This is a genomic window from Roseateles sp., from assembly GCF_049240545.1.
In the GTDB taxonomy this organism is placed as follows: Bacteria; Pseudomonadota; Gammaproteobacteria; order Burkholderiales; family Burkholderiaceae_C; genus Paucibacter_A.
The window spans coordinates 1-22,227 of the sequence record NZ_JBMLSK010000008.1; the positions used below are offsets into that span (position 1 = coordinate 1).

Annotated in this window: 27 protein-coding genes; 16 read left to right on the top strand and 11 right to left on the bottom strand. The window is 62.2% G+C overall.

The annotated features are described in order from the left end of the window. Positions 1-246: 246 nt before the first annotated feature. The 3 genes from ACOVRJ_RS00180 to ACOVRJ_RS00190 all read right to left on the bottom strand — a co-directional run bounded on the left by ACOVRJ_RS00180 (position 247) and on the right by ACOVRJ_RS00190 (position 2,235). Positions 247-603, bottom strand: a complete 357-nt coding sequence (locus tag ACOVRJ_RS00180) for a hypothetical protein (RefSeq protein WP_422041889.1) — start codon at positions 601-603, stop codon at positions 247-249. Positions 604-791: 188 nt separating this feature from the next. Beyond that, positions 792-1,565, bottom strand: a complete 774-nt coding sequence (locus tag ACOVRJ_RS00185; RefSeq protein ID WP_422041890.1) for a hypothetical protein — start codon at positions 1,563-1,565, stop codon at positions 792-794. Between the two features lie 13 nt (positions 1,566-1,578). After that, the gene (locus tag ACOVRJ_RS00190; protein WP_422041891.1) at positions 1,579-2,235 is read right to left on the bottom strand and encodes a TetR/AcrR family transcriptional regulator; all 657 of its coding nucleotides are present in this window, start codon (positions 2,233-2,235) and stop codon (positions 1,579-1,581) included. 183 nt (positions 2,236-2,418) lie between these two features. On the opposite strand from ACOVRJ_RS00190, the gene ACOVRJ_RS00195 reads away from it, so the two are divergent. The 5 genes from ACOVRJ_RS00195 (at position 2,419) to hisD (ending at position 6,491) form a co-directional block, all read left to right on the top strand. Continuing rightward, positions 2,419-3,351, top strand: coding sequence for an ABC transporter ATP-binding protein (locus ACOVRJ_RS00195; protein WP_422041942.1), 933 nt, complete (start codon positions 2,419-2,421; stop codon positions 3,349-3,351). After that, complete coding sequence (locus ACOVRJ_RS00200) at positions 3,351-4,124, top strand: ABC transporter permease (protein WP_422041892.1); 774 nt, start codon at positions 3,351-3,353, stop codon at positions 4,122-4,124. The genes ACOVRJ_RS00195 and ACOVRJ_RS00200 overlap by 1 nt, the downstream gene beginning before the upstream one ends. Before the next feature lie 50 nt (positions 4,125-4,174). Beyond that, on the top strand, positions 4,175-4,441 hold the full coding sequence (locus ACOVRJ_RS00205) for a BolA family protein (protein WP_422041893.1): 267 nt from the start codon (positions 4,175-4,177) through the stop codon (positions 4,439-4,441). 78 nt (positions 4,442-4,519) lie between these two features. After that, the gene (gene hisG, locus ACOVRJ_RS00210) at positions 4,520-5,158 is read left to right on the top strand and encodes an ATP phosphoribosyltransferase (RefSeq protein ID WP_422041894.1); all 639 of its coding nucleotides are present in this window, start codon (positions 4,520-4,522) and stop codon (positions 5,156-5,158) included. A gap of 25 nt (positions 5,159-5,183) precedes the next feature. Beyond that, positions 5,184-6,491: a histidinol dehydrogenase gene (hisD, locus tag ACOVRJ_RS00215; RefSeq protein WP_422041895.1), complete on the top strand. Its 1,308-nt coding sequence runs from the start codon at positions 5,184-5,186 to the stop codon at positions 6,489-6,491. A 45-nt stretch (positions 6,492-6,536) separates the two neighbouring features. Here the strand turns inward: hisD and ACOVRJ_RS00220 are convergent, their stop codons facing one another. After that, positions 6,537-8,105 (bottom strand): methyl-accepting chemotaxis protein, encoded by a 1,569-nt coding sequence (locus ACOVRJ_RS00220; protein WP_422041896.1) that lies wholly within the window; start codon positions 8,103-8,105, stop codon positions 6,537-6,539. A gap of 186 nt (positions 8,106-8,291) precedes the next feature. Between ACOVRJ_RS00220 and ACOVRJ_RS00225 the strand changes: the two genes are divergently transcribed. From ACOVRJ_RS00225 to ACOVRJ_RS00275, 11 genes are all read left to right on the top strand, one after another. After that, complete coding sequence (locus tag ACOVRJ_RS00225; protein ID WP_263537953.1) at positions 8,292-8,516, top strand: CopG family transcriptional regulator; 225 nt, start codon at positions 8,292-8,294, stop codon at positions 8,514-8,516. After that, the gene (locus tag ACOVRJ_RS00230) at positions 8,513-8,965 is read left to right on the top strand and encodes a PIN domain-containing protein (RefSeq protein WP_422041897.1); all 453 of its coding nucleotides are present in this window, start codon (positions 8,513-8,515) and stop codon (positions 8,963-8,965) included. Before ACOVRJ_RS00225 ends, ACOVRJ_RS00230 begins: the two co-directional genes overlap by 4 nt. Further along, complete coding sequence (gene hisC / locus ACOVRJ_RS00235) at positions 8,962-10,128, top strand: histidinol-phosphate transaminase (protein ID WP_422041899.1); 1,167 nt, start codon at positions 8,962-8,964, stop codon at positions 10,126-10,128. Before ACOVRJ_RS00230 ends, hisC begins: the two co-directional genes overlap by 4 nt. Continuing rightward, the gene (gene hisB, locus ACOVRJ_RS00240) at positions 10,125-10,724 is read left to right on the top strand and encodes an imidazoleglycerol-phosphate dehydratase HisB (RefSeq protein ID WP_339597662.1); all 600 of its coding nucleotides are present in this window, start codon (positions 10,125-10,127) and stop codon (positions 10,722-10,724) included. Before hisC ends, hisB begins: the two co-directional genes overlap by 4 nt. Before the next feature lies 1 nt (position 10,725). Then, positions 10,726-11,373, top strand: coding sequence for an imidazole glycerol phosphate synthase subunit HisH (gene hisH, locus ACOVRJ_RS00245; RefSeq protein ID WP_422041901.1), 648 nt, complete (start codon positions 10,726-10,728; stop codon positions 11,371-11,373). A gap of 115 nt (positions 11,374-11,488) precedes the next feature. Continuing rightward, positions 11,489-12,232, top strand: coding sequence for a 1-(5-phosphoribosyl)-5-[(5-phosphoribosylamino)methylideneamino]imidazole-4-carboxamide isomerase (gene hisA / locus ACOVRJ_RS00250; protein WP_339597660.1), 744 nt, complete (start codon positions 11,489-11,491; stop codon positions 12,230-12,232). 75 nt (positions 12,233-12,307) lie between these two features. After that, complete coding sequence (hisF, locus tag ACOVRJ_RS00255; protein ID WP_422041902.1) at positions 12,308-13,087, top strand: imidazole glycerol phosphate synthase subunit HisF; 780 nt, start codon at positions 12,308-12,310, stop codon at positions 13,085-13,087. Between the two features lie 2 nt (positions 13,088-13,089). Continuing rightward, complete coding sequence (gene rsmD / locus ACOVRJ_RS00260) at positions 13,090-13,716, top strand: 16S rRNA (guanine(966)-N(2))-methyltransferase RsmD (RefSeq protein ID WP_422041903.1); 627 nt, start codon at positions 13,090-13,092, stop codon at positions 13,714-13,716. Positions 13,717-14,187: 471 nt separating this feature from the next. Then, positions 14,188-14,688, top strand: a complete 501-nt coding sequence (gene coaD, locus ACOVRJ_RS00265) for a pantetheine-phosphate adenylyltransferase (protein ID WP_422041904.1) — start codon at positions 14,188-14,190, stop codon at positions 14,686-14,688. Positions 14,689-14,698: 10 nt separating this feature from the next. Continuing rightward, positions 14,699-14,827: a hypothetical protein gene (locus ACOVRJ_RS00270; RefSeq protein ID WP_422041905.1), complete on the top strand. Its 129-nt coding sequence runs from the start codon at positions 14,699-14,701 to the stop codon at positions 14,825-14,827. Then, on the top strand, positions 14,818-15,072 hold the full coding sequence (locus tag ACOVRJ_RS00275) for a YfhL family 4Fe-4S dicluster ferredoxin (protein WP_422041906.1): 255 nt from the start codon (positions 14,818-14,820) through the stop codon (positions 15,070-15,072). Before ACOVRJ_RS00270 ends, ACOVRJ_RS00275 begins: the two co-directional genes overlap by 10 nt. 16 nt (positions 15,073-15,088) lie before the next feature. On the opposite strand, the gene ACOVRJ_RS00280 is transcribed toward ACOVRJ_RS00275, so the two are convergent. The 7 genes from ACOVRJ_RS00280 to ACOVRJ_RS00310 are packed head-to-tail and all read right to left on the bottom strand — an operon-like array spanning position 15,089 to position 22,158. After that, on the bottom strand, positions 15,089-15,907 hold the full coding sequence (locus ACOVRJ_RS00280; RefSeq protein ID WP_422041907.1) for a 3-keto-5-aminohexanoate cleavage protein: 819 nt from the start codon (positions 15,905-15,907) through the stop codon (positions 15,089-15,091). Positions 15,908-15,921: 14 nt separating this feature from the next. Next, complete coding sequence (locus ACOVRJ_RS00285; RefSeq protein ID WP_422041908.1) at positions 15,922-16,341, bottom strand: hotdog domain-containing protein; 420 nt, start codon at positions 16,339-16,341, stop codon at positions 15,922-15,924. Next, entirely contained in the window at positions 16,338-17,120 is a 783-nt protein-coding gene (locus ACOVRJ_RS00290; protein WP_422041909.1) for an OAM dimerization domain-containing protein, read from the bottom strand. The genes ACOVRJ_RS00285 and ACOVRJ_RS00290 overlap by 4 nt, the downstream gene beginning before the upstream one ends. Before the next feature lies 1 nt (position 17,121). Next, positions 17,122-18,711, bottom strand: coding sequence for a lysine 5,6-aminomutase subunit alpha (locus tag ACOVRJ_RS00295; protein WP_422041910.1), 1,590 nt, complete (start codon positions 18,709-18,711; stop codon positions 17,122-17,124). Next, positions 18,692-19,837 carry a hypothetical protein gene (locus tag ACOVRJ_RS00300; protein WP_422041911.1) on the bottom strand — a complete coding sequence of 382 codons (1,146 nt, stop codon included), beginning with the start codon at positions 19,835-19,837 and terminating at the stop codon, positions 18,692-18,694. The genes ACOVRJ_RS00295 and ACOVRJ_RS00300 overlap by 20 nt, the downstream gene beginning before the upstream one ends. Positions 19,838-19,849: 12 nt before the next feature. Further along, entirely contained in the window at positions 19,850-20,890 is a 1,041-nt protein-coding gene (locus tag ACOVRJ_RS00305; RefSeq protein ID WP_422041912.1) for an L-erythro-3,5-diaminohexanoate dehydrogenase, read from the bottom strand. Between the two features lie 11 nt (positions 20,891-20,901). Next, a complete protein-coding gene (locus tag ACOVRJ_RS00310; protein ID WP_422041913.1) occupies positions 20,902-22,158 on the bottom strand; it encodes a KamA family radical SAM protein in 1,257 nt (418 codons plus the stop codon). Positions 22,159-22,227: the final 69 nt, after the last annotated feature.

Sequence of the window (22,227 nt, forward strand, 5' to 3'; positions counted from 1 at the left end):
TTTGGCCGATAGTTCGTCGAGGCTCTCCACCCCAGCACCTCAACCATACAAGTTCTGCGCCGGCCCCAAGATGCGAGCAGCGCAGGGAAGCCGACACGTAGTGACGGCCCCCGAGCCATGAGCCAGGCGGCTGGCCGGGCTGCAGTGCCGGTCGCGCAAGTTCAAAGTTGGCGATGTGGCAACAATGGACGACAGAATGAAAAAGGGCGCCTCAGGCGCCCTTAGACGACGATGCCAGCCGGCCAATTACTTGGCGGGCGCCTTGGTGGCTTGGTCTGCCAGATTGGGCTTCAGGTTCGGCTTGATATTGGGCTTGCCTGCGGCGGTTGGGTAGGCGGCCATCACGCGGGTGGGGTCAGCACTGGCCAAGAAGGCGCTGTACTGCGAGTCATTGCAGGCCACGGTCTTGCCGTTTTGCTTTTCACCGCGGTACTCGCCCTTGCGGTAAACGAATTGGTACTCGCTGGCGGCGGTGGTGCTCACATCGGCAGCGGCGCTCATCTTGGCGGCGCATTCGGCGCGCAGGGCGGTCACTTCAGGACCAGCGGCCCAGGAGGCTGCAGCCAAAGGAGCCAGGATCAGGGTAATCAGGGTGCGCTTCATGGTGTTCAACCTCATTTGTTGCGGAGTTCAGGGTATTCCCGGAGACTTCTCGGGGGCTGTTGAAACCGATCCGATAGCCGCAGCTTAAGGCAGTTTGGCCGGCTTTGGCCATCCGCAAGTGCGGGGGTTAAGTCCCGTATATCAGGCCTCAAGCGTGAACAATCTCACGGCCGGCGCCTGCAAAGTGCTCAGTCTTCCATTTCCTCCCGGGCCACGGCGATGTCCAGATATTCCATCGCATCCATGGCTTCGCAAGCGGCGGCGTCGGCGTAGAGCGCTTCGGCTTCCTTCATGCGCTTGTCGCCTTCCAGCATCACCAAGCCATTGGCGCGCTCGATCATGGCGATCGCGCAGCCTGGGTTGAGTTTCAGCGCCTGCTCGAACATCTTCAGGCCGGTGGCGGTGTCGGCCCCTTGGGTCTTGCCCAGCAGCTTGCCCACCTTGTCGATCACCTCGGCATGGAAGGCGCCTAGCGCAATGTGCGCGTCAGCATGCTTGGGCGCCAACTCGATGGTGGTTTCCAAGGCATTCTTGACCTTGCTGCCCAGGCCTTGCGCCAGGGCCTTGGCCACGCTGATGCCCTGGCCGTAGCGGCCAATCGCATAGGCTTGCCAGTAGTAAGCATTGGCGTTCTTGGGCTCCTCGGCCTGCAGGGCGGCGGCGCGCTCGGCCACTTCAAGGAACATCTCCAACTTCACCTTTTCTTTCTTTTCCAGGTAGTTGGCGTAGATGGCCTGCGCCTTGTTGGCGACGGTGATGCCGGCGCCACCGGCCGCTAAGCCCGCCTCACAGGCTTTCTGGAATTCACCGGCATGGAAGTGAATCCAGGCCTCCACCACGGCGGCGTCCTTGGGCCAAGGCTCCGCGTCGCCGGCATGCAGGCGAGCCCAGTTCTTCTTCAGGCTTGCGGCGCTGTATTGAAACGCGGTGTTGTCATAGGGAAAGGCGGTCCATTTGGCCATGGTGGTGTCTCCTTCAGCTTTGGTACTTGTTGGCAAGCGCGAACAGATGTTCCTTGGACTCGGGCTCCAGATAGGGCAGCAGCAAACTCAAGACATGGAAGGCGCCGCGCATCAAGGCCGCATTGGCCTGCTCGGGCTCCAGGGCATGGCGCGGATCACGTACATACTCATAGCTCAGCCAGTAGCTGAGCAGCACCACCATGGCATTGGCGGTGGGTGCGGCTTCTCTCGCCTCCATCTTCAGTCCACCGCCATGCTGAAGTCCCGCCAGCACATTGCGCATGGCCAGCCCCTTCTGGTTCAACACGTTCTGGAAGTGCATCTCCAAGCGCCGATTCTTGGACAGCAGATCGTTCAGATCGCGGTACAGGAAACGGTGTTTCCAAACCAATTCATACAACATGTGGAAGAACAACCAAGCGTCCTCCACATGACGCACATTCTCAGCGGCGCCCAAGAGCTCACTGAGTTCGCGCTCATAGCGATTGAAGAGCGAGTTGATCAACTCGTCTTTGGCCGGGTAGTGGTAATACAGATTGCCGGGGCTGATGCCGAGCTCGGCCGAAATCAACGTGGTCGACACATTCGGCTCACCGAAGTGGTTGAACAAGTCGAGAGTGACCTCGAGGATGCGTTCGGCGGTTCGGCGGGGCTGTTTTTTGGTGGCCATGGGTGGGCTTGTCTCCTGCTGTCTTGATTCTGGCATCAAGCTTGTGCAGTTCTCTAGGGATTTGGCTCCATAGAGGAGCTATAGGGGGTGACTTGGGCGCATAGAAACCCTGTGGCGGCGCCTTTGCGTCCCTGTTCCTACAATCGCAGCATGCAATCACCCCTTCAGCGCAGTGCCGGCTCCGTGCCGGCCATTTCTTTTCAGAACGTCAGCAAGACCTATCGTGGCGGCCAAGTCCGGGCCTTGGATGGCGTCTCTTTCGACATTCAGCAAGGCGAGTTCTTCGGCCTGCTTGGCCCCAACGGCGCCGGCAAAACCAGTTTGATCTCCATCTTGGCCGGCCTGGCCCAGGCCAGCGGTGGCCAAGTCCAGGTGCTGGGTCACGATGTGGTGAGTGACTTCGCCGCCGCGCGGCGCTCGCTGGGCATCGTGCCGCAGGAGCTGGTCTTCGACCCCTTCTTCAATGTGCGCGAAGCGCTGCGTTTTCAAAGCGGCTACTTCGGCGTGACGAACAACGAGGCCTGGATCGACGAGTTGCTCGAAAACCTGGGCCTGAGCAGCAAGGCCTCGGCCAATATGCGCCAGCTCTCCGGCGGCATGAAGCGCCGCGTGCTGGTGGCTCAGGCCCTGGTGCACCGCCCCCCGGTGATCGTGCTGGACGAGCCGACTGCCGGCGTCGATGTGGAGCTGCGCCAGACGCTCTGGCAGTTCATCGCGCGGCTGAATCGCGAGGGCCACACGGTGCTTTTGACCACCCACTACCTCGAGGAAGCCGAAGCCTTGTGCGGCCGCATTGCCATGCTCAAGCAGGGGCGGGTGGTGGCGCTGGAGCGTACCTCCGAGCTGCTCAAGGGCCGGGCCTCGACCATGTTGCGCTTCAAGACCGATGCGCAACTGCCGGCGCCGCTGCTGGATCGTTCGCGCATCACGGGGCGCATCGTGCAGATCAAGGCACATGACGCCTCCGAAGTGGAAGGCATTTTGTCCACCTTGCGCGCCGCCGGCTGCCCGATTGAAGACCTGGAGATTGGCCGTGCCGATCTGGAGGATGTGTTCCTCGAGATCATGCAAAAAGAAGAACAACAACCTGCAAGTTCGCAGAAAGGGGCCGCGTGATGAGCAGCGCTATTGCATTGAAGGGCGCCAGCACCCTGTTCTACAAAGAAGTGCTGCGCTTTTGGAAGGTCAGCTTCCAAACCGTGGCGGCGCCGGTCTTGACGGCGGTGTTGTATCTGCTCGTCTTCGGCCATGTCTTGGAAGACCATGTCAAGGTCTATGGCACGGTGGGCTACACCAGCTTCCTAATCCCGGGTCTGGTGATGATGAGCGTTTTGCAAAACGCTTTTGCTAACTCCTCATCCAGCCTGATCCAGAGCAAGGTGACCGGCAATCTGGTGTTTCTGCTGGTCACGCCGCTGTCGCACTGGGCCTGGTTTGTGGCCTATGTGGGTGCGGCGGTGGTGCGCGGCTTGGCGGTAGGCCTGGGCGTGTTGGCGGTGACGGTATGGTTTGCGCCGCCGGGCTTTGATCAGCCGCTGTGGATCTTGGCCTTTGCGATTCTGGGCGCAGCGATGATGGGTACCTTGGGCTTGATTGCGGGCCTGTGGGCCGAGAAGTTTGATCAACTGGCCGCGTTCCAGAACTTCATCATCATGCCCATGACTTTTTTGTCGGGTGTGTTCTATTCGATCGGCTCTTTGCCCGCTTTCTGGCAAGGCGTCAGCCATCTGAACCCGTTTTTCTACATGATCGATGGCTTCCGCCATGGCTTTTTCGGCGTCAGCGATGTCTCGCCCTGGATCAGCCTGGGCGTGGTCGGCGCCAGCTTCTGTCTGGTGGCCGGCATTGCCTTGGAATTGCTGCGCCGCGGTTACAAGATCCGCAGCTGATCCCCTGCTTCAACGAGCGGCAAAAGCTCACAAACTAGAATCCTTGCACTATGGCCGACCCTACTCCCGCTGAAGTCCAGCAATACATCGCCTCCGGGCTGCCCTGCGAAACCCTGCAAGTCGAGGGCGACGGACGGCATTTCTTTGCCACCATTGTTTCCGCCGAGTTTGAGGGCCTGAGCCGGGTGCGCCGCCATCAGCGGGTGTACCAAGCGCTGGGTGAACGCATGCGCGAGCAGATCCACGCGCTGTCGATGAAGACGCTGACGCCGGCCGAATGGGCGGCGGACCCCAAGCCTCAAGCCACGGGGCACTGACTCTCTCGTCCAGCGCAAGACCTGGCCCCGTCCCAGTCCGGGCTTTTCGCCTCGTCCTTTCACCCGAGTGCTCTCTTGATGATTACCTTAGCCCTGTCTAAAGGCCGCATTTTTGAAGAAACCCTGCCGTTGCTGAAGGCTGCAGGCATTCAGGTGTTGGAAGACCCGGAGACTTCGCGCAAGCTGATTCTGGGTACCAACAGCCCTGATGTGCGGGTGGTGTTGGTGCGCGCCAGCGATGTGCCGACCTATGTGCAGCATGGCGGCGCCGACCTCGGTGTGGTCGGGCGTGATGTCTTGATCGAACACGGCGTGGACGGCATGTACCAGCCGCTGGACCTGAACATCGCCCGCTGCCGCATGAGCGTGGCGGTGCGCGACGACTTCGACTACGCCGCGGCGGTCAAGCAGGGCTCGCGCATCCGCGTGGCCACCAAATACACGGAGATCGCCCGCCAGCATTTCGCCGACAAGGGTGTGCACGTCGACCTGATCAAGCTCTATGGTTCGATGGAGTTGGCGCCGCTGACCGGCTTGGCCGATGCCATCGTGGACTTGGTTTCCACCGGCAATACCTTGCGCGCCAATCATTTGGTCGAGGTGGAACACATCATGGAAATCTCCTCGCGCCTGGTGGTCAACCAGGCGGCGCTCAAGCTCAAGCGCGAGCCGCTGCGTCGCATGATCGACGCCTTTGCCTCCGCCATCCAAGCCTGAAGACACAAGCCACGCCCAAGCCGCCATGAATCTGCGCCAACTCAGCACCGCCTCAGCCGACTTCGAAACCGAGTTCCAGCGCGTGCTGCATTGGTCCGCCGAGACCGACGCCGCCATCGAAGGCCGTGTGGCCGAGATCCTGGCCGATGTGAAGGCGCGCGGTGACGCCGCCGTGCTGGAGTACACGCAGCGCTTTGACCATTTGAGTGCCGCCAGCGTGGCCGATTTGGAGCTGACGCGCGAAGAATTGAAGGCTGCGTTTGAGGCCATCACCCCGGCCCAGCGTTCGGCGCTGGAGGCCGCTGCCGCCCGGGTTCGCAGCTATCACGAGCGCCAGAAAGAGGCTTGCGGTTTGAGCTGGAGCTACCGCGACGAAGACGGCACGCTGTTGGGCCAAAAGGTCACGCCGCTGGACCGCGTGGGCATTTATGTGCCCGGCGGCAAGGCAGCCTATCCCAGCTCGGTGCTGATGAACGCCATCCCTGCCCAAGTGGCTGGTGTGCCCGAGATCATCATGGTGGTGCCCACGCCTCGCGGCGAAAAGAACCCCTTGGTGCTGGCGGCCGCCTATGTGGCCGGTGTGCACCGGGCCTTCACGCTGGGCGGCGCGCAAGCCGTGGCGGCCTTGGCCTATGGCACGGCGACCGTGCCCCGAGTGGACAAAATCACCGGCCCCGGCAATGCCTATGTGGCCAGCGCCAAAAAGCATGTGTTCGGCCAGGTCGGCATCGACATGATTGCCGGCCCCAGTGAAATTCTCGTCCTGGCCGATGGCACAACGCCGCCGGACTGGGTGGCCATGGATCTGTTCAGCCAGGCCGAGCATGACGAATTGGCGCAAAGCATTTTGCTGAGCCCCGATGCCGAGTACCTGGCCCTGGTGCGCGCCTCGATCGAGCGCTTGTTGCCCGAGATGCCGCGCAAAGAGGTGATTCGTGCCTCACTGGAAGGGCGGGGCGCTTTGATCCTGACGCGCTCGATGGAAGAGGCCTGCGAGATCTCCAACCGCATTGCGCCCGAGCATTTGGAAGTGTCCAGCGAGCAGCCTCAGCGTTGGGAACCTTTGCTGCGCCATGCCGGTGCGATCTTCTTGGGCGCTTACACCAGCGAAAGCTTGGGCGACTACTGCGCCGGCCCCAACCACGTGCTGCCCACCTCGGGCACGGCGCGCTTTTCCTCTCCGCTGGGCGTGTACGACTTCCAAAAGCGTAGCAGCCTGATCGAGGTCAGCGAAGCCGGGGCACAGAAGCTCGGCCCGATTGCGGCCGAGCTGGCCTACGGCGAAGGCCTGCAAGGCCATGCCCGCGCGGCAGAAATGCGCTTGAAGCGCTGAACCGGGCAGGCAGAAAAAGCAGGCAGGCAACTCGCCCGCTCAGGCTCAGAGCTTGAAGCGCTGCGCGGCCTCGTTCAAATCGATGCCTTCGGTTTGCAGCTCCGCGGATTCCGAGGCGGTGCGGTCCACCATCTCGCTGTTCTCGCGGATGCGATGGGAGATGCCGTCAAGCAACTGATGCAGTGAGGCGATGGAGCCGAGTTGCTGCTGCAACTCATGGCTGCTGCCCTGAATCAAGCGGCTGACCTCGGCGACCTGCTCGACCATCTCGTCGATAGTGCTGCGCGTGTGCTGCACCGCGCCGGAGCCGCGCTCCACCTGGGTGCTGCTGCCCTGGATCAGTTGCTTGATCTCCAACGCCGCATCGGCGCTCCGCTTGGCCAAGGTTCGCACCTCGCTGGCCACCACCGCAAAGCCGCGCCCGGCCTCGCCGGCACGGGCCGCTTCAACCGCCGCATTCAAGGCCAGGATATTGGTTTGAAAGGCGATGCTGTCGATCACGCCGGTGATGTCGGCAATACGCCGGCTGCTTTGTTCGATCTCTTGCATGGCGCCGACCACGGCCTGCATATCCGCACTGCCTTGTCGCGCCAGCTTTGCTGCCTGGCTGGAGCGCTCATTCGCTTGGCTTGCGGAACTGGCGCCGAGTTTGGCTTGTTGATCCATGGCCTTCAGCGCCTCGCTGGCCTGCTCCAGATCGTGAACTTCCAGCAGCGCGCGGGCGGATAACTCGGCGTTGGCTTGCGAAATGCTGCGCGAGTTGGTCTCCACATGCTGCGCACCTTGCTGCACCCGAGAGATCAGCTCGCGCAACTTCAGCACCATCTGGTGGATGTCATGGCGCAAGCTGCGCAACTCATTGCGGCTGGGCATGGGTGTGCTGTTCTTGCCCCGGCCGGCCGACTCTTGCATGCGAAAATCGCCATCGGCTACGGTCCGGGCGATGCTGGAGGCCTTTTTGAGCGAACCCATGATGGTGCGCTGCAGCGCCCATAGGCTGCCGCCCACACCCAAGGCGGCCAAGCCGCCCACCAGCACCATGGCCAAAATGCCATTGCGGCGCGCTTGGCTGAAGCTCTCGGTCGCTGCGGCGGCGAAGCTGGTGCCGGCGGTCACCGTGCTGTCCACTGCGCGGCGGTGTTGCAAATAGCTTTGATGCACCGTTTGCAAGCCGGTCTTGGCGGCCTCAGCATCTTTGCGCTCCAGCGCGTCGAGTACCAGGCTTTTTGCTTGCTCCAGCATTTGTTGCGCCGAGTGGTGCTGTTCACCCAGGAGCTGCTTCTCCAGGCCATAGGGCGGGTTCTCGGTCCAATACTGGACGCGGGCTTGGTACTCCGACTGCAGTCGTTTCAGTTCCTGCTTGCCTTGTTCGAGGCTGATGCTGCCTTCCACAGCTTCTGAGAGCAGCAGACGCAGTTCGATCAAGTACATGGGCGGCGGCAGGATGTCGGCCACCACGTCTTTGGCTACAAAGCTGCGCTCGGCATCCATATGCAAGCGCTCAAAGCTGTAGACCGCTTGGGCCAGCAACACGGCGGTGGCCACGAGATTGGCCCCGATCATCAAAGCAAACCGGGTGCGCAAGGACTGAGCCGAAAGATCGAACCATGACATCGTGAATCCAATCCTGAGTCAAGGGTGAGTGCTTGTGTCGCATTCGACCAGGGTTTGGACCCAAGCCGCCTGCAGAAACTTGCCGCCTGAAGGGGTTTGTCGGTAATAACTCCGGTGATCTGTAGATTTTTGTTTGACTACATCGCACGAACTTCGTGGTGCACGAAGTTCGTGTAGACTGCGGTCGTGAAGAACGTGACCGTCACCATGGAAGATTCCGTCGCCGAGTGGGCCCGTCTCGAGGCCGCCAGGCGAAACACCAGCGTGTCGCGCCTGGTGGGCGAGATGCTGGCGGAGAAGATGAGGCATGACGATGCTTACGAGCGCGCGCTGCAAGACTGGGTGCACCGCGAGCGCAGCTGGGTGTCGAACGGTGAGCCTTATCCGCAGCGTGGCGAGGAGGCCCGGTGAGCGACTTGGCGAGTTTGGTCTTTGTTGACACCTCGGTGCTCATCCTCAGCGAAGACGGTGCAGACGAGGCCGCGCGTGAACAAGCCATGCACTGGCTGCGCCATCTGTGGCTGCGCCGCAGTGGCCGAGTTTCGACCCAGGTTTTGAACGATTTTTATCGCTGGGTGACCACCCGCATTCAGCCCGCCATGCCGAATGGCGATGCCCGCGCTGAAGTACGCCGCTATCAACGCTGGCAGCCTTGGGCGATTGACCACGCCACGGTGGAGAGCGCCTGGTCCATCGAGAGTCGCTTTGGCCTGCCTTATGCCGACGCCCTGATCGTCGCCGCCGCCAAGGCGCAAGGCTGCGCCTGGCTCTTGAGCCTCGATCTGGCGCATGAAGCGGTGTTTGACAGCGTCACCATCCTCAACCCCAAGCTGTGTGGAACGGAGCGTTTGAGCGCATGAAGACCGCCGACCTGAACCAAGCCCTGAGCTGTATTCGCGATGATGTGCGCGCCATGCATGCTTACCCGGTCGCTGCCAGCGCTGGCATGGTCAAGCTGGATGTGATGGAGAACCCCTTCCGCCTGTCCGCCGAACTACAAGCCCAGCTGGGGGCACGCTTGGGTGCCGTGGCGATCAATCGTTATCCCGCCGAACGAACCCAAGACTTGGCCCGTGCCTTGGCCGCTCACGCAGGCATGCCAGCCGGCTGCGCCATCACCCTGGGCAATGGCTCCGATGAGTTGATCACCATGCTCAGCATGGCCATCAGCCGGCCCGGCGCCAAGGTGCTGTCGCCGCTGCCCAGCTTTGTGATGTACGAGCTGTCGTCGCGTTATCAAAATCTTGAGTTCGTCGGTGTGCCTTTGCGGGCCGAGGACTTTGAACTCGATCTGCCGGCCATGCTGGCGGCCATTGAGCTTCACCAACCGGCCTTGGTGTATTTGTCCTACCCGAACAACCCGACGGGCAATTTGTGGGACATGGCCGCCATCGAGCAAATCATTGAAGCCGCGCCCGGTTTGGTGGTGATGGATGAGGCCTACCAGCCCTTTGCTGAGTCTGACTCGATGGCGCTGTTGGCGCGGTACCCGCAGGTGCTGGTGATGCGCACCATGAGCAAGTTTGGCCTGGCCGGCGTGCGCATTGGTTACCTGATCGGCCAAGCGGCCTTGATCGCCGAGATCGACAAGCTGCGCCCGCCCTTCAATATCGGCGTCTTGAACGCCGAGGCCGGCCTGTTTGCGCTGGAGCATGCCGATGTTTACGCGGCTCAAGCGACCGAGTTGCGCGCCCAGCGGGAGCGGGTCTTTGCGGCCTTGCAGGCACTGCCCGGCGTGCAGGTCTTTCCCAGCCAGGGCAATATGTTGCTGGTTCGGGTGGCAGATGCGGCGCAGACCTTTGCCGGCATGAAGGCGCGCGGCGTGTTGATCAAGAACTCATCGGCCGCGCATCCCTTGCTGGCCAATTGCCTGCGTATCACCATCGGCACCGCCGACGAAAACACGGCCATGCTGGCCGCACTCAAGGAAGCGCTGGGCCGCCCCGAGCTTCCTTGCTCCCCCTCCGGGGGGCGGGCGCCGGAAGGCGACCTTGGGGGTCAACTAGAGGAATCATTGTCATGAGCGAAAGTCAGCGCATTGCGCAAGTCACCCGCAATACCAAGGAAACTCAGATCACCGTGCGCGTCAATCTGGACGGCAGCGGTGAAGCCAAGCTGAACACCGGCATCGGTTTCTTTGACCATATGCTGGACCAGATCGCTCGCCACGGCTTGATCGATCTTGATATCGACGCCAAGGGTGATCTGCACATCGACGGCCACCACACGGTGGAAGACGTGGGCATCACGCTAGGCCTGGCGGTGGCGCAGGCGGTGGGCGACAAAAAAGGCCTGACCCGCTATGGCCACAGCTATGTGCCGCTGGACGAAGCGCTGTCTCGCGTGGTCATCGACTTCTCGGGCCGCCCAGGCTTGGAGATGGATGTGAAATTCACCTCCGGCGCTATCGGCGCCTTTGATACGCAGCTGGCCTATGAGTTCTTCCAGGGCTTTTCCAACCATGCCCTGGTCTCGCTGCACATTGACAATTTGAAGGGCCATAACGCCCATCATCAGTGTGAGACCATCTTCAAGGCCTTTGGCCGCGCGCTGCGCATGGCGATGACGCTGGACCCGCGCTCGGCCGGCGTGATTCCTTCCACCAAGGGCAGTCTTTGATATGAACATGACGGTGGCCGTCGTCGACTACGGCATGGGCAATCTGCGCTCGGTCTCGCAAGCGGTGCTGCATGTGGCGCAAGACTCGGGCATGGATGTGGTCATTACTGCCAACCCCGACGAGGTCTATGCCGCCGAGCGGGTGGTTTTGCCTGGGCAGGGGGCCATGCGCGACTGCATGCGCGAGCTGCGCGACTCCGGCCTGCAAGAAGCCGTGCTGCACGCTGCCGCCAACAAGCCTTTGATGGGCGTCTGCGTCGGCATGCAAATGCTCTTGGACCACAGCGAAGAGCAGGACACGCCGGGCCTGGGGCTGATCCCGGGGCGGGTGAAGCGCTTCCAACTGGAAGGGCAAATCCAGCCCGACGGCAGCCGCTACAAGGTGCCGCAAATGGGTTGGAACCGGGTCAAGCAAAGCTTGGCGCATCCAGTCTGGGCCGGCGTGCCGGATGAGAGCTACTTCTACTTCGTGCACAGCTTCTATGCGGCGCCGTTAGATGCGCGCCACAGTGCCGGTGAAACCGATTACGGCCTGCGCTTTACCTGCGCCTTGGCTAGGGATAACATTTTCGCCACCCAGTTCCACCCCGAGAAAAGTGCTGCCTTCGGTCTCGCCCTGTATCGCAACTTCCTGCATTGGAAGCCTTGATGAAACCCGCCCGGGTTTCGGCGCTGAGGCCCCGCAGAACTCACCACTTGAAACTCGGCCCCGCTTTTTTCTCCCTCTCCTTCCACCTCCTTCTTTCTAACCCACCCTCTCGGCCATGCTGCTGATCCCCGCTATCGACCTGAAAGACGGTCGCTGTGTTCGCCTGAAGCAAGGCGATATGAATGACTCCACCACCTTCGGCGAAGACCCGGCGGCCATGGCCCGGCGCTGGATCGATGCTGGCGCGCGGCGTCTGCATCTGGTGGATCTGAACGGTGCCTTTGCCGGCAAGCCGGTCAACGAGGGGGCCATCAAGGCGATCCTGCGCGAGGTGAATGGCGAGATTCCGGTGCAGCTCGGCGGCGGCATTCGTGACCTGGACACCATCGAGCGTTATCTGGACGCCGGCCTGTCCTACATCATCATCGGCACCGCTGCGGTGAAAAACCCTGGCTTCTTGCAAGACGCGGCCACCGCCTTTGGTGGCCACATCATCGTTGGCCTGGACGCCAAAGACGGCAAGGTCGCCACCGATGGCTGGAGCAAGCTGACCGGCCATGAGGTGGTCGATCTGGCGCGTAAGTTCGAGGGCTACGGCATCGAAGGCGTGATCTACACCGACATCGGCCGCGACGGCATGCTCAGCGGCATCAATATCGAAGCGACGGTCAAGCTGGCGCAAGCGCTGAGCATTCCGGTGATCGCCTCGGGTGGCCTGTCGAATATGGCGGATATTGAAGCCTTGTGCGCCGTGGAAGACGAAGGCGTGGAGGGCGTGATCTGCGGCCGCGCCATCTACACCGGTGACCTGGACCTGACGGCCGCTCAGGCGCGCGCTGACGAGCTTTCTTTGGGCTGAGCCGCCTAGACCCTTGGCTCAACAAGGTCGTTCCCGGCACGACCTTTTTTGTTTTAACGCGAGAGTGCTATTCCCATGCTGGCCAAACGCATCATCCCTTGCCTGGACGTGACCGGCGGTCGCGTCGTCAAGGGCGTCAACTTCACCGAGCTCCGCGATGCCGGCGACCCGGTGGAGATCGCCTCGCGCTATAACGAGCAGGGCGCCGACGAGCTGACCTTTCTGGACATCACCGCCACCAGCGATGGGCGCGATTTGATTCTGCACATCATCGAAGCGGTGGCCTCGCAGGTCTTCATCCCACTGACGGTGGGCGGCGGCGTGCGTGAAGTGGCCGATGTGCGGCGGCTCTTGAATGCCGGCGCCGATAAGGTGTCCTTCAACTCCGCGGCGATTGCTAACCCTCAAGTGATACGGGATGCGTCCGACAAGTACGGTGCGCAGTGCATCGTCGTCGCCATCGATGCCAAGCGCAGGCAAGGTGAGGATCTCGCGGCACGTGGCCCCGGCTGGGACATCTACAGCCACGGCGGCCGCAAGAACGTTGGCCTCGACGTGGTGGCCTGGGCGCGCCAGATGGCCGAGTACGGTGCCGGCGAAATCCTGCTCACCAGCATGGACCGTGACGGCACCCGCAGCGGCTTCGATCTGGAACTGACCCGCGCCGTCAGCGATGCGGTGCTTGTGCCGGTGATTGCCTCCGGCGGCGTCGGTTCGCTGGAAGACCTGGCCGATGGCGTGCAGATCGGTGGCGCCGATGCGGTGCTGGCCGCCAGCATTTTTCACTACGGCCACCACACCGTCGCCGAGGCCAAGGCCTTGATGGCCGCGCGCGGCATTCCGGTGCGGGTCTGAGCATGAATCGACCCCGCTCCAGCGGCGCCGCCAAGGCCATCGCCGCTCAAACTCAAAACGCGGCCGGTGGCCCGCGCATGGCCGCGCGCGAGGTGCGCATCATCGGTGGCCAGTGGAAACGCTCCAAACTGCCGGTGGCCGACAAGCCAGGCCTGCGCCCCACGCCCGACCGGGTACGCGAGACCTTGTTCAATTGGCTGGGCCAAGACCTGGATGGCTGGCGTGTGCTCGACGCCTTTGCCGGCAGTGGCGCCCTGGGCTTTGAAGCCGCTTCGCGCGGTGCGACCGAGGTTTTGTTGCTGGAACGTGACGCCGAATTGGCGCGCAGCCTGAACAGCAGTCGCGAACGCCTGAAGGCCGCCAATCTGCGGGTGGAATGCAGCGACGCGCTCAGTTGGATGGGCCGCTCCGCGCCGGCCCGCTTTGAGTTGATCCTGCTGGACCCGCCGTTTCAGCATGACTTGTTCTTGCCGGCCTTGCGCGCAGCGGCGCCGCTGTTGGCACCCGGTGGCTTTGTGTACCTGGAGGCAGCAGAAGTGATCGTGCCGCCGCCAGAACTGGGCTTGGAAGCCTGGCGCTCGGGGCGGGCCGGCGCGGTGCACTTTCAGCTTTTGCGCAAGAGTCCCTGAGAAGGCTCGCCTCTTGGGGCAAGGGTAGGTCGCCAAGTTGAGTGATTTTGTCGTCAATGCAAGAGTGTTGACTGCAAGGTGCACGGAGCCGAACTTACTTTGTGGACGTGCGTGGTGCCGAGCGCCGCCGGGGGCGCAATTCCGCTCCTGTCCCCCGCCGTCGCCTTGCAGGCGCCGGCTCCTCCTTTACCTCGCGGAATCACACCCCCGACGCCACTCGGCAGTTCCCCCGATGTGCGTCCGCGTCGAGGGAGCACGGCAGTGTTGGATCAGGACGCTTGGGGGTTCTGCGACGCGAGGTAAAGGAGGAGACCCGGGCGCAAGCCCGGGGCGGGGGACAGGAGCGGCGTAGAGCCCGCAAGTGGCCTGATCTTCGCCTAAACGAGGAGCAGATCCGGGCAGAAAGACTCCAGCATCAACCGAAGCGCCAAGCAGGGATAATCGCAGTCTCTCCTTCATCTGGATTCCCGCGTGACCTCCGCCACCGCTCTTACCGCTGTTTACCCCGGCACCTTTGACCCGATGACGCTTGGGCATGAAGACCTGATGCGCCGTGCCAGCCGTTTGTTTGGGCGGCTGATCATTGCTGTGGCCGCTGGTCATCACAAAAGGACCATGTTCAACATCGCCGAGCGCTTGGAGATGGCGCGTGAGTTGGCGGTCAAATACCCGAATGTGGAAGTGCTGCCTTTTGAAGGCTTGCTGCGCAATTTTGTGGCCGAGCATCAGGGTACGGTGCTGGTGCGCGGCCTGCGTGCCGTCAGCGACTTTGAGTATGAGTTCCAGATGGCCGGTATGAACCGCCAATTGATGCCGGAGGCCGAAACCGTCTTTCTGACGCCTTCGGACCAGTATCAGTTCATCTCCAGCACCTTTGTGCGCGAGATTGCCACCTTGGGCGGCGATGTTTCCAAGTTCGTGTCACCCTTGGTGCTGGAGCGCTTGAAGCAGCGCTTGCAGGCGAAAAGCTGAGGGGATCGACATGGCTCTGATGATCACTGACACGGGCAAGGGGAATCCGCAAGGCATGCCTTGCGCCCTTGCACGCGGGCTGCGCTTGCAAGCGCTGCCCGTATTCGTCGGTTTGGAGGAGGGTGCGCAATGGCGCTGATGATTACCGACGAATGCATCAACTGCGATGTCTGCGAACCCGAATGCCCCAACGAAGCGATCTCGATGGGCGAGGAGTTCTACCAAATCGACCACAACAAGTGCACCGAGTGTGTCGGCCACTTTGATGAGCCGCAGTGCGTGCAGCTTTGCCCGGTCGCCTGCATCCCGGTGAACCCGGCGCATGTGGAAGACAAAGAGACCTTGATGGGCAAGTACCTGCGGCTGACCGCCGTCAAGGCCTGAGCAAAGTCGCTCGAACTCAGCGCTTGCTGATGCCCAGCATGGCGCGGGCCTCGTCGGGTGTGGCCACGGGGCGGTCGAGTTGCTGGGCGATCAAGGCCATGCGCTCGACCAGTTGTGCATTGCTGCGCGCCAACTCACCCTTGCGGAAGTAGACGTTGTCTTCAAAGCCAACGCGCACATGGCCGCCCAGCACAATGGCCAAGGCGCCCAGCGGCAATTGAGCCGCGCCGATGCCGGCCACGGTCCAACTGCTGCCGGCGGGCAGCTGCGAGCGCAGATACATCAGCGCTTCGGGCGTGCCCGCCATGCCGCCCGGAATGCCCAAGACGAAGTCGAAGTGCAGCGGGCCTTGGACGATGCCTTTTTTGAGCCAGCGCAGCGTGGTGGTGAGCATGCCGCTGTCGAAGATTTCGAACTCGGGCTTGACTCCGTGCTCCTGCATCGCGGCGGCAAAGACTTCCATATCGGCCGGATGGTTCATGAACACATCGCCGCCGAAGTTGACCGTGCCCATCGACAAAGTGGCCATCTCAGGCTTCAGCGTCACCGGCGCCAGGCGCTCCTGCGGTGTCATGCCCACGGCGCCACCGGTGGAAACCTGCACGATCACATCGCAGCGCTCGCGGGTCTTCTCGATGATCTGGCGGTAGACCTCTTTGTCTTGTGTGGAGCTGCCATCGGCCAGCCGACCATGCACATGAACGATGGACGCGCCGGCGCGTGCGCATTCGGCGGCAGCCTCGGCGATCTCGTCAGGCGTGATGGGTAGCGCGGGTTGCTGCTCGCGGGTGACTTCGGCGCCGGTCAGCGCGGCGGTGATGATCAGCTTGTCCATGGCGTTAGGTACGCTTAGCTCTTGCTGGCCGGGCCACGCTGCAGGGCGACGGGCACCACGCAAGTGCCCGAGGCGCGGCAAACGACGATGGGCTCGGCCAGGACATCGGCCGCTGAAACTTGGCCGGGGATGTTGGCAGCGCTGATGACCTTGCGCGCCTCAAACACCATCTTGCGCGAGGACTTGCCGAGGCTGACGATGCTGCCGGTGGCTTCGATGTAGTCGCCTGCAAACACCGGGGCCAGGAACTCGACTTTGTCATAGGCGACAAAGAGGCCTTCATCGCCGTCGCTGCGGATCAGCAACTCGGTGGCCACATCGCCGAAAAGATTCAGCATGCGCGAGCCATCGACCAGATTGCCGGCGTAATGGGCATCGTGCGCGCTCATGCGCAGGCGAATCAGGCTGGTGATTTCCGGGTTTGACGTGCTCATGCGGCCTTCCTTTTGATCCATTCATGAATGGCAAACGATGCCACATCCTCGGCATAAGTCTTGGTGCCAAAGCCGGCGTCATAGCCCAGCTCCTTGGCCAACTCATGGCTGATGCGCGGGCCGCCGACGATCAGGATCACCTGGTCGCGCAGGCCCTCGGCCTCCAGCAGGTCGCTCAGCTTGGTCAGGTTGTCGAGGTGGATGTTCTTTTGCGTCACCACTTGCGAGACTAAGATCACATCGGCCTTCTCTTCGATCACGCGGCTGACCAGTTCCTCCGAGTCCACCTGCGCCCCCATATTGATGGCGCGGATCTCGTGATAGCTCTCCAGCCCTTTGTGGCCGTTGTAACCCTTCATATTCATGATCGCGTCGATGCCGACGGTGTGGGCATCGGTCTCGATGCAGGCGCCCACCACCACCATGCGGCGGCCCATCTTCTCGGCGATCAGGGCGTTGACGCCGTCCTTGTCCAAGACCTCAAAGTCCGGCTTGGCGACCTTCAGCTTGCTCAGATCGACCCGGTGCTTGCACTGGCCGTAAACCACGAAGAAGGAGAAGCCCGAGCCCATGGCTTCTGAGTGCACCACGGCGGGTTCTTCCAGGCCCATCTGCAGGGCCAGCATCTTGGCGCCTTCCTTGGCGGTCTCATCCAGCGGCACCGGCAAGGTGAAAGAGACTTGCACGCGGCCGTCGTCCAGGGTGTCGCCATAGGGCTTGACCCATTGGGCGGGGATCTGGTCGTTGGTCTCGGCGGGGGTGTTGTGTTGCTCGCTCATCTCACAGTCCTCCCTGCGCTTGTTGTGCTTGCTGGGCTTGCAATTGCTTCAGCTCCGGCATCATCAGTTGGGGGAAGGGGTTGAAGTAGTCCGGGGCTTTGGCGATCACGCCGTCCAGGCCCTTGCCGCCGGTGGGCGTGCGCGAGATCTCGGCGAAAGTGCCCTTGCTGATGGCGGAGGGCAGGCCAATTTTCTCGATCTCGGCCAGGATGGTTTCGGTTTCGGCCAACACCTCTTGGGCGCGCGCTTCGATCTTGCCGCCGCGCTTGAACTCGATTTCGGAGCCCAGGTCCTTCATCGTGCCAAACACATACTTGGCGTTTTGGATCGCCAAGAAACGGTCTTGGATAAAGGGCGTGTGGATGGCCTCGGTCATCATGCCCAAGAGGTGAATGTTCTGGTCGGTCATGCTGCTGACCATATTGAACAAGGCGTCTTGAATATGGCCTTTGAAGATATTGCCGGTCATGTGCTTGGTGGGCGGCATGTACTTCAGCGAGGCTTCGGGGAAGACCTGGCGCACCAACTGGGCGTGTGCAATCTCCCACAAGAAACCGTTCTCCAGCTCGGGGTTGATCTCGAACGCGTGGCCCAGGCCCATCTGGTCGGGCTTGAGGCCGGAGAGGTAGGCGAACTGCTCGTTGATCAGCTGTGAGGCGAGCACCGTGTGGGCCGCTTCAAAGGCGTCGGCGGTGGTCAGGTAGTTGTCTTCGCCGGTGTTGATGATGATGCCGGCGTAGGCATTGACCATGCGTGAGAAGAACTGGTCGATGAAGGTCCGCTTCATATTGATGTCGCGGAAGATGATGCCGTACATCGAATCGTTCAGCATCATGTCCAGCCGCTCCATCGCGCCCATGGCGGCGATCTCGGGCATGCACAGGCCAGAGCAGTAATTTGTTAGCCGGATATAGCGGTTCAGCTTCTTGCCCACTTCGTCCAGCGCCTTGCGCATCAGGCGGAAGTTCTCTTGCGTGGCATAGGTGCCACCAAAGCCTTCGGTGGTGGCGCCGTAAGGCACATAGTCCAAGAGGCTTTGGCCGGTGGAGCGGATCACCGCAATGATGTCGGCGCCTTGTTCGGCGGCAGCGCAGGCCTGCGTCACATCTTCATAGATATTGCCGGTGGCGACGATCAGGTAGAGCCAGGGCGTCTTGGCCTCGCCAACGGTTTTGATTTCCTCCGCGCGGTAGTGGCGGTGTGCGGCGATGTGCTCGCACATGGTCTTGGCATGCGCTTCGGCGGCGCGGCGGGCGGCGTCGCCGTCCTTGGGCAAGGTGAGCACCAGCGAACCCTTGGCCACGGCCTCGGCCACTTGCTGGGCCGTCAGGCCATGTTCTTGCATGGCGCCGGCCATGATCCAGGCAGCGCCATGCTGCAGCAGGTCAAGCTCTTGCAAATGGCTGACCACCCGGTTGGGCAAGGGCACGTAGTTCTCATCGACACCGTCCACGCCAAGCAGGCGCAGCGTGGCGCGCTCCACCGTGGTGGTGGTGAACTGGCTCATTTCATCGAACACGCTGTGGGCGATGCGACGCGCCGAGTCGCGGGCGCGATCGATCTGACTCGCGTCAAGTTGCAGTTGCGACATGGTGTTTGTCTCCGGAATTTTGTTGTACTTGTTGTGCGAGTTCTTGTGTGGTGCTGGACTCCAGCACCACATCGCTGACGTCGTAGCCGCTGAAGGCCTCGCGCGCATGGAGCAAGAACTCATGCCCTTCAAAGCTGCCGCCCATGGGCGAGAAGGGGTTCAGCGTCAGACCCAGGATTCGGATGCTGCGGTAGCCGTAAATCTGGCCGCCCGAGCGTGTCAGGGCTTGCACCTCCAGCGCATCGACAAACAGCTTGGTGCCATCAGCCACCACGATCTTCAGGCCTTGGCCTTGGCCTTGGCCTTTGCCGCTGCGCAGCATTGCCAGTTGGCTCATGGCCTTCCAGAGCAGGCGCCCGACGGCGCCGCTGACGGCGATGGTGCCCACATCCAGCTCCGCGTAGGCCAGCAGCACCGAGGCCGCATTCAGGCTGGCGATGTCGGCGCGATACAGCAACTGGCCTTGGCCGTCCCACAGGCCCACGCCGCCGCGTGCAAACACGTCTTGCACGCGTGCGCCGATCTCGGCCGGCACCTGCGGCAGACCCAAGATGGCCAAACGGTCGCCGGTCTTGCGAATCACATCGCCGATGCCGCCGCCCAGCGCCGCGCCGGTGGCCAGGATGACGCCGTCGGCAATGGCCGGCGACGCGTGATGGCTGCGGCCCAAGGCACCGTCCAACACGACCAGTTCGCAGCCGGCTTGCTTGAGGCGGTGAATCACCTTCAGCTGATCGCTGCTGCGCGAGGCGCCGGCGATCTCCATCTCGCCGTATTCCAAGGCCTTGACGATGACGATCTCGCCCATCGGCGAGTCAATGCCGGTGCTGCCCAGCAGTTTGAACTTCAGTTTGGCGCGGGCCAGGGTGTCACGCGCGGTGGCCACCAGGCTGCCGGGCCAGATCAGCACCGGCGGCTTGGGGAAGAGAAAAACTTGGTCGCGGTCTTCGCCGTCGCGGCCAATCGAGGTGACGCCCACCGGCACCTGGGCCGCATGGGCCTCGGCCAGCACATGGTTCAGCGCCACCGTCTTGCCGGTGTTCTTGGCCATGCCCATCACCGCCAGGGTTTCGATCTGCCCTTGGCGCAGGCCTTGCCAAAGTCGGGACTGAGAATTTGCCTTCATCATGCCCATCGCTCAGACGTACAGCGTCTCAAAAAGCTGGCGCAGACGCGGGCTTTCGCGCAGCAAGGCCAGGGAGAAGGCCGCGTGGTCCTTGGCATAGCCATTGCCGACGATCATCTCGATGTCCTTGCCCACACCTTCGGCGCCCAAGGCGGCCGCGGTGAAGCTGGTGGCCATGGAGAAGAAGTAGATCTTGCCGCCATCGCGAGTGGCCAAAATGCTGCCCATCTCGGTGTTTTGGATATTGACGCAGTTGATCACCACATCGGCCATGCGCCCACCGGTCACCGCGCTAACGGCTTCCATCAGCGCCACCGCGTTGGTCGCGTCCACTTGCAAAGCATGGTCCACCCAGCCGTGTTCGCGCATGCGTTCGCAGTCTTTGGCAAAAGGTGAGACGCCAATCACCAAGCCATTCGGGCCGACGCGCTTCTTGGCTTCGTACACACAGAGCGTGCCGGACTTGCCGCCGCCGCCGATCACCACCACAGTGTCGCCGGCTTGCACCAGCCGAGCCGTCTGGGCGGGTGCGCCGGCCACGTCCAAGATGGCCAGGGCCACGTTCTCGGGGATGTCGGCCGGCAGCTTGGCGTAGAGGCCGGTCTCGAACAGCACCGCGCGGCCGCTGATCTCGATCTGGTCTTTTTCGACATGTATCTTCTTCACCGCATCAATGCGCAAAGGTGTCAAAGACAGGGAGACCAAGGTGGCGATTTTGTCGCCCACTTGCAGATCGATCTTGCCCGCCAGCGCCGCGCCAATCTGGGCCACGCTGCCGATCAACATGCCGCCCGAGCCGGTCACCGGGTTGTGCATCTTGCCGCGCTGCTCGACGATGCTGCGCACCGCCGCTTCGATGCGGGCCGGGTCGCCGCCGGCTTCCTTTTTGATCTGGGTGAAGCTGGCCGAGTCGATATTGAGCGCGCTGACATCGATCAAGATTTCGTTGTCAGCGATCTCCATGGTGTTGGAGATCTTCCAGGCACCCTGGGGCAAAACGCCCTGGGGCTCGATGACGCGGTGAATGCCGTAAGGCGAAGGGATGAATTGCACGCCGTCGGCCCTCAGTTGCTGCGCGTAGGCAGGCTGTAGTCTTGGCCCAGGCCTGGCATCTCCACGGTCTTGCCTGCGTAGTTGCGGCACTTGACGGTGGTGCCGCTGCCGTCGGGCAGTTCTTCTTCACGCACATAGCTGGGGATGATGGGCAGCTTGCCCAGGCCACCCAGGCCGTCGACGATAAAGGTCGGCACGGCCGGGCCGCTGATCCAGCCGCGCAGGCCTTCGTACAGCTCGATCATGCGCTGGTGCGGCACGATGAAGTGGTGGGCGCCTTCGACCATATCGGTCGAGTAGACGTAGTAGGGGCGCACACCCATCTCGATGGTTTGCATGAAGAGCTCGCGCATCACTTCGACGTCGTCGTTCACGCCCTTCAGGCAGACGGTTTGCAAGCCCATCATCACGCCGGCTTTTTGAATCAGCTTGACGCGTTCACGCAGCAGCGGCGTGATTTCCTTGGGGTGGTTGATGTGGATGTTGACCATCTGGACCCGGTGCTTCTCGAGCACGGCGCAGAGCTCCGGCGTGATTCGGGTGGGCAGCTGCACCACCATGCGCGAGCCCATGCGCAGGAAGCGCACATGCGGAGCGCGGCGGCGCAACTCGCCGAGGATGTAGTCCAGGCGCTCGTCGGTGAAGGTCAGCGGGTCGCCGCCGGACAGTAGCACGTCTTGGATCTGCGGGTTGCTGGCGATGTAGTCGATCGAAGCTTCGATCTCATCTTTGTGCACCGAGCCGCTGGGCTGCGAGACCATGCGCTTGCGGGTGCAGAAGCGGCACAGCGTGGCGCAGGTGTTGGACACCAGGAAGAGCACGCGGCGGGGGTAGCGGTGCACGATGCTGGTGCCGGGGATGGTGTCGCCTTCTTCGCCGAGCTGGTCCAGCATGGTTGCGAAGCCGGGCTTGGTTTGCTCGTGGTGGCTGGGCAGGTATTGCAGGCGGATCGGGCAGTTCGGATCGTCCTTGTCCATCAGCTGCGCCATATAGGGCGTCAAGGCCACGGCGAACTTGCTGTAAACGGTTTCGTCCACGTTCTCCACACCATTCAGCACGCCGTTCAGCTCGGAGTGGTGGGTGTAGCGGCGGGCAAACTGCTTTTGCCAAGACTCGGCGCGGGGGTCGTAAGCGTCCAGCTCTGCGCGAGTCAGCAGCTTTTGGGTGGAGGCGGGGGCCTGGGCAAGGGCACCAGTAGTGGCCATGTCAACGACACCGCCGATGGCGCCAACGTTGGCCGATTTAACTTCGATCACTTTTTGCAGCATGCTTGTCTCCTTGTTTCCCCGATGGACTTGATGGCCTTGGCTTGCCTAGGGGTATTGGAGGAATTCTAG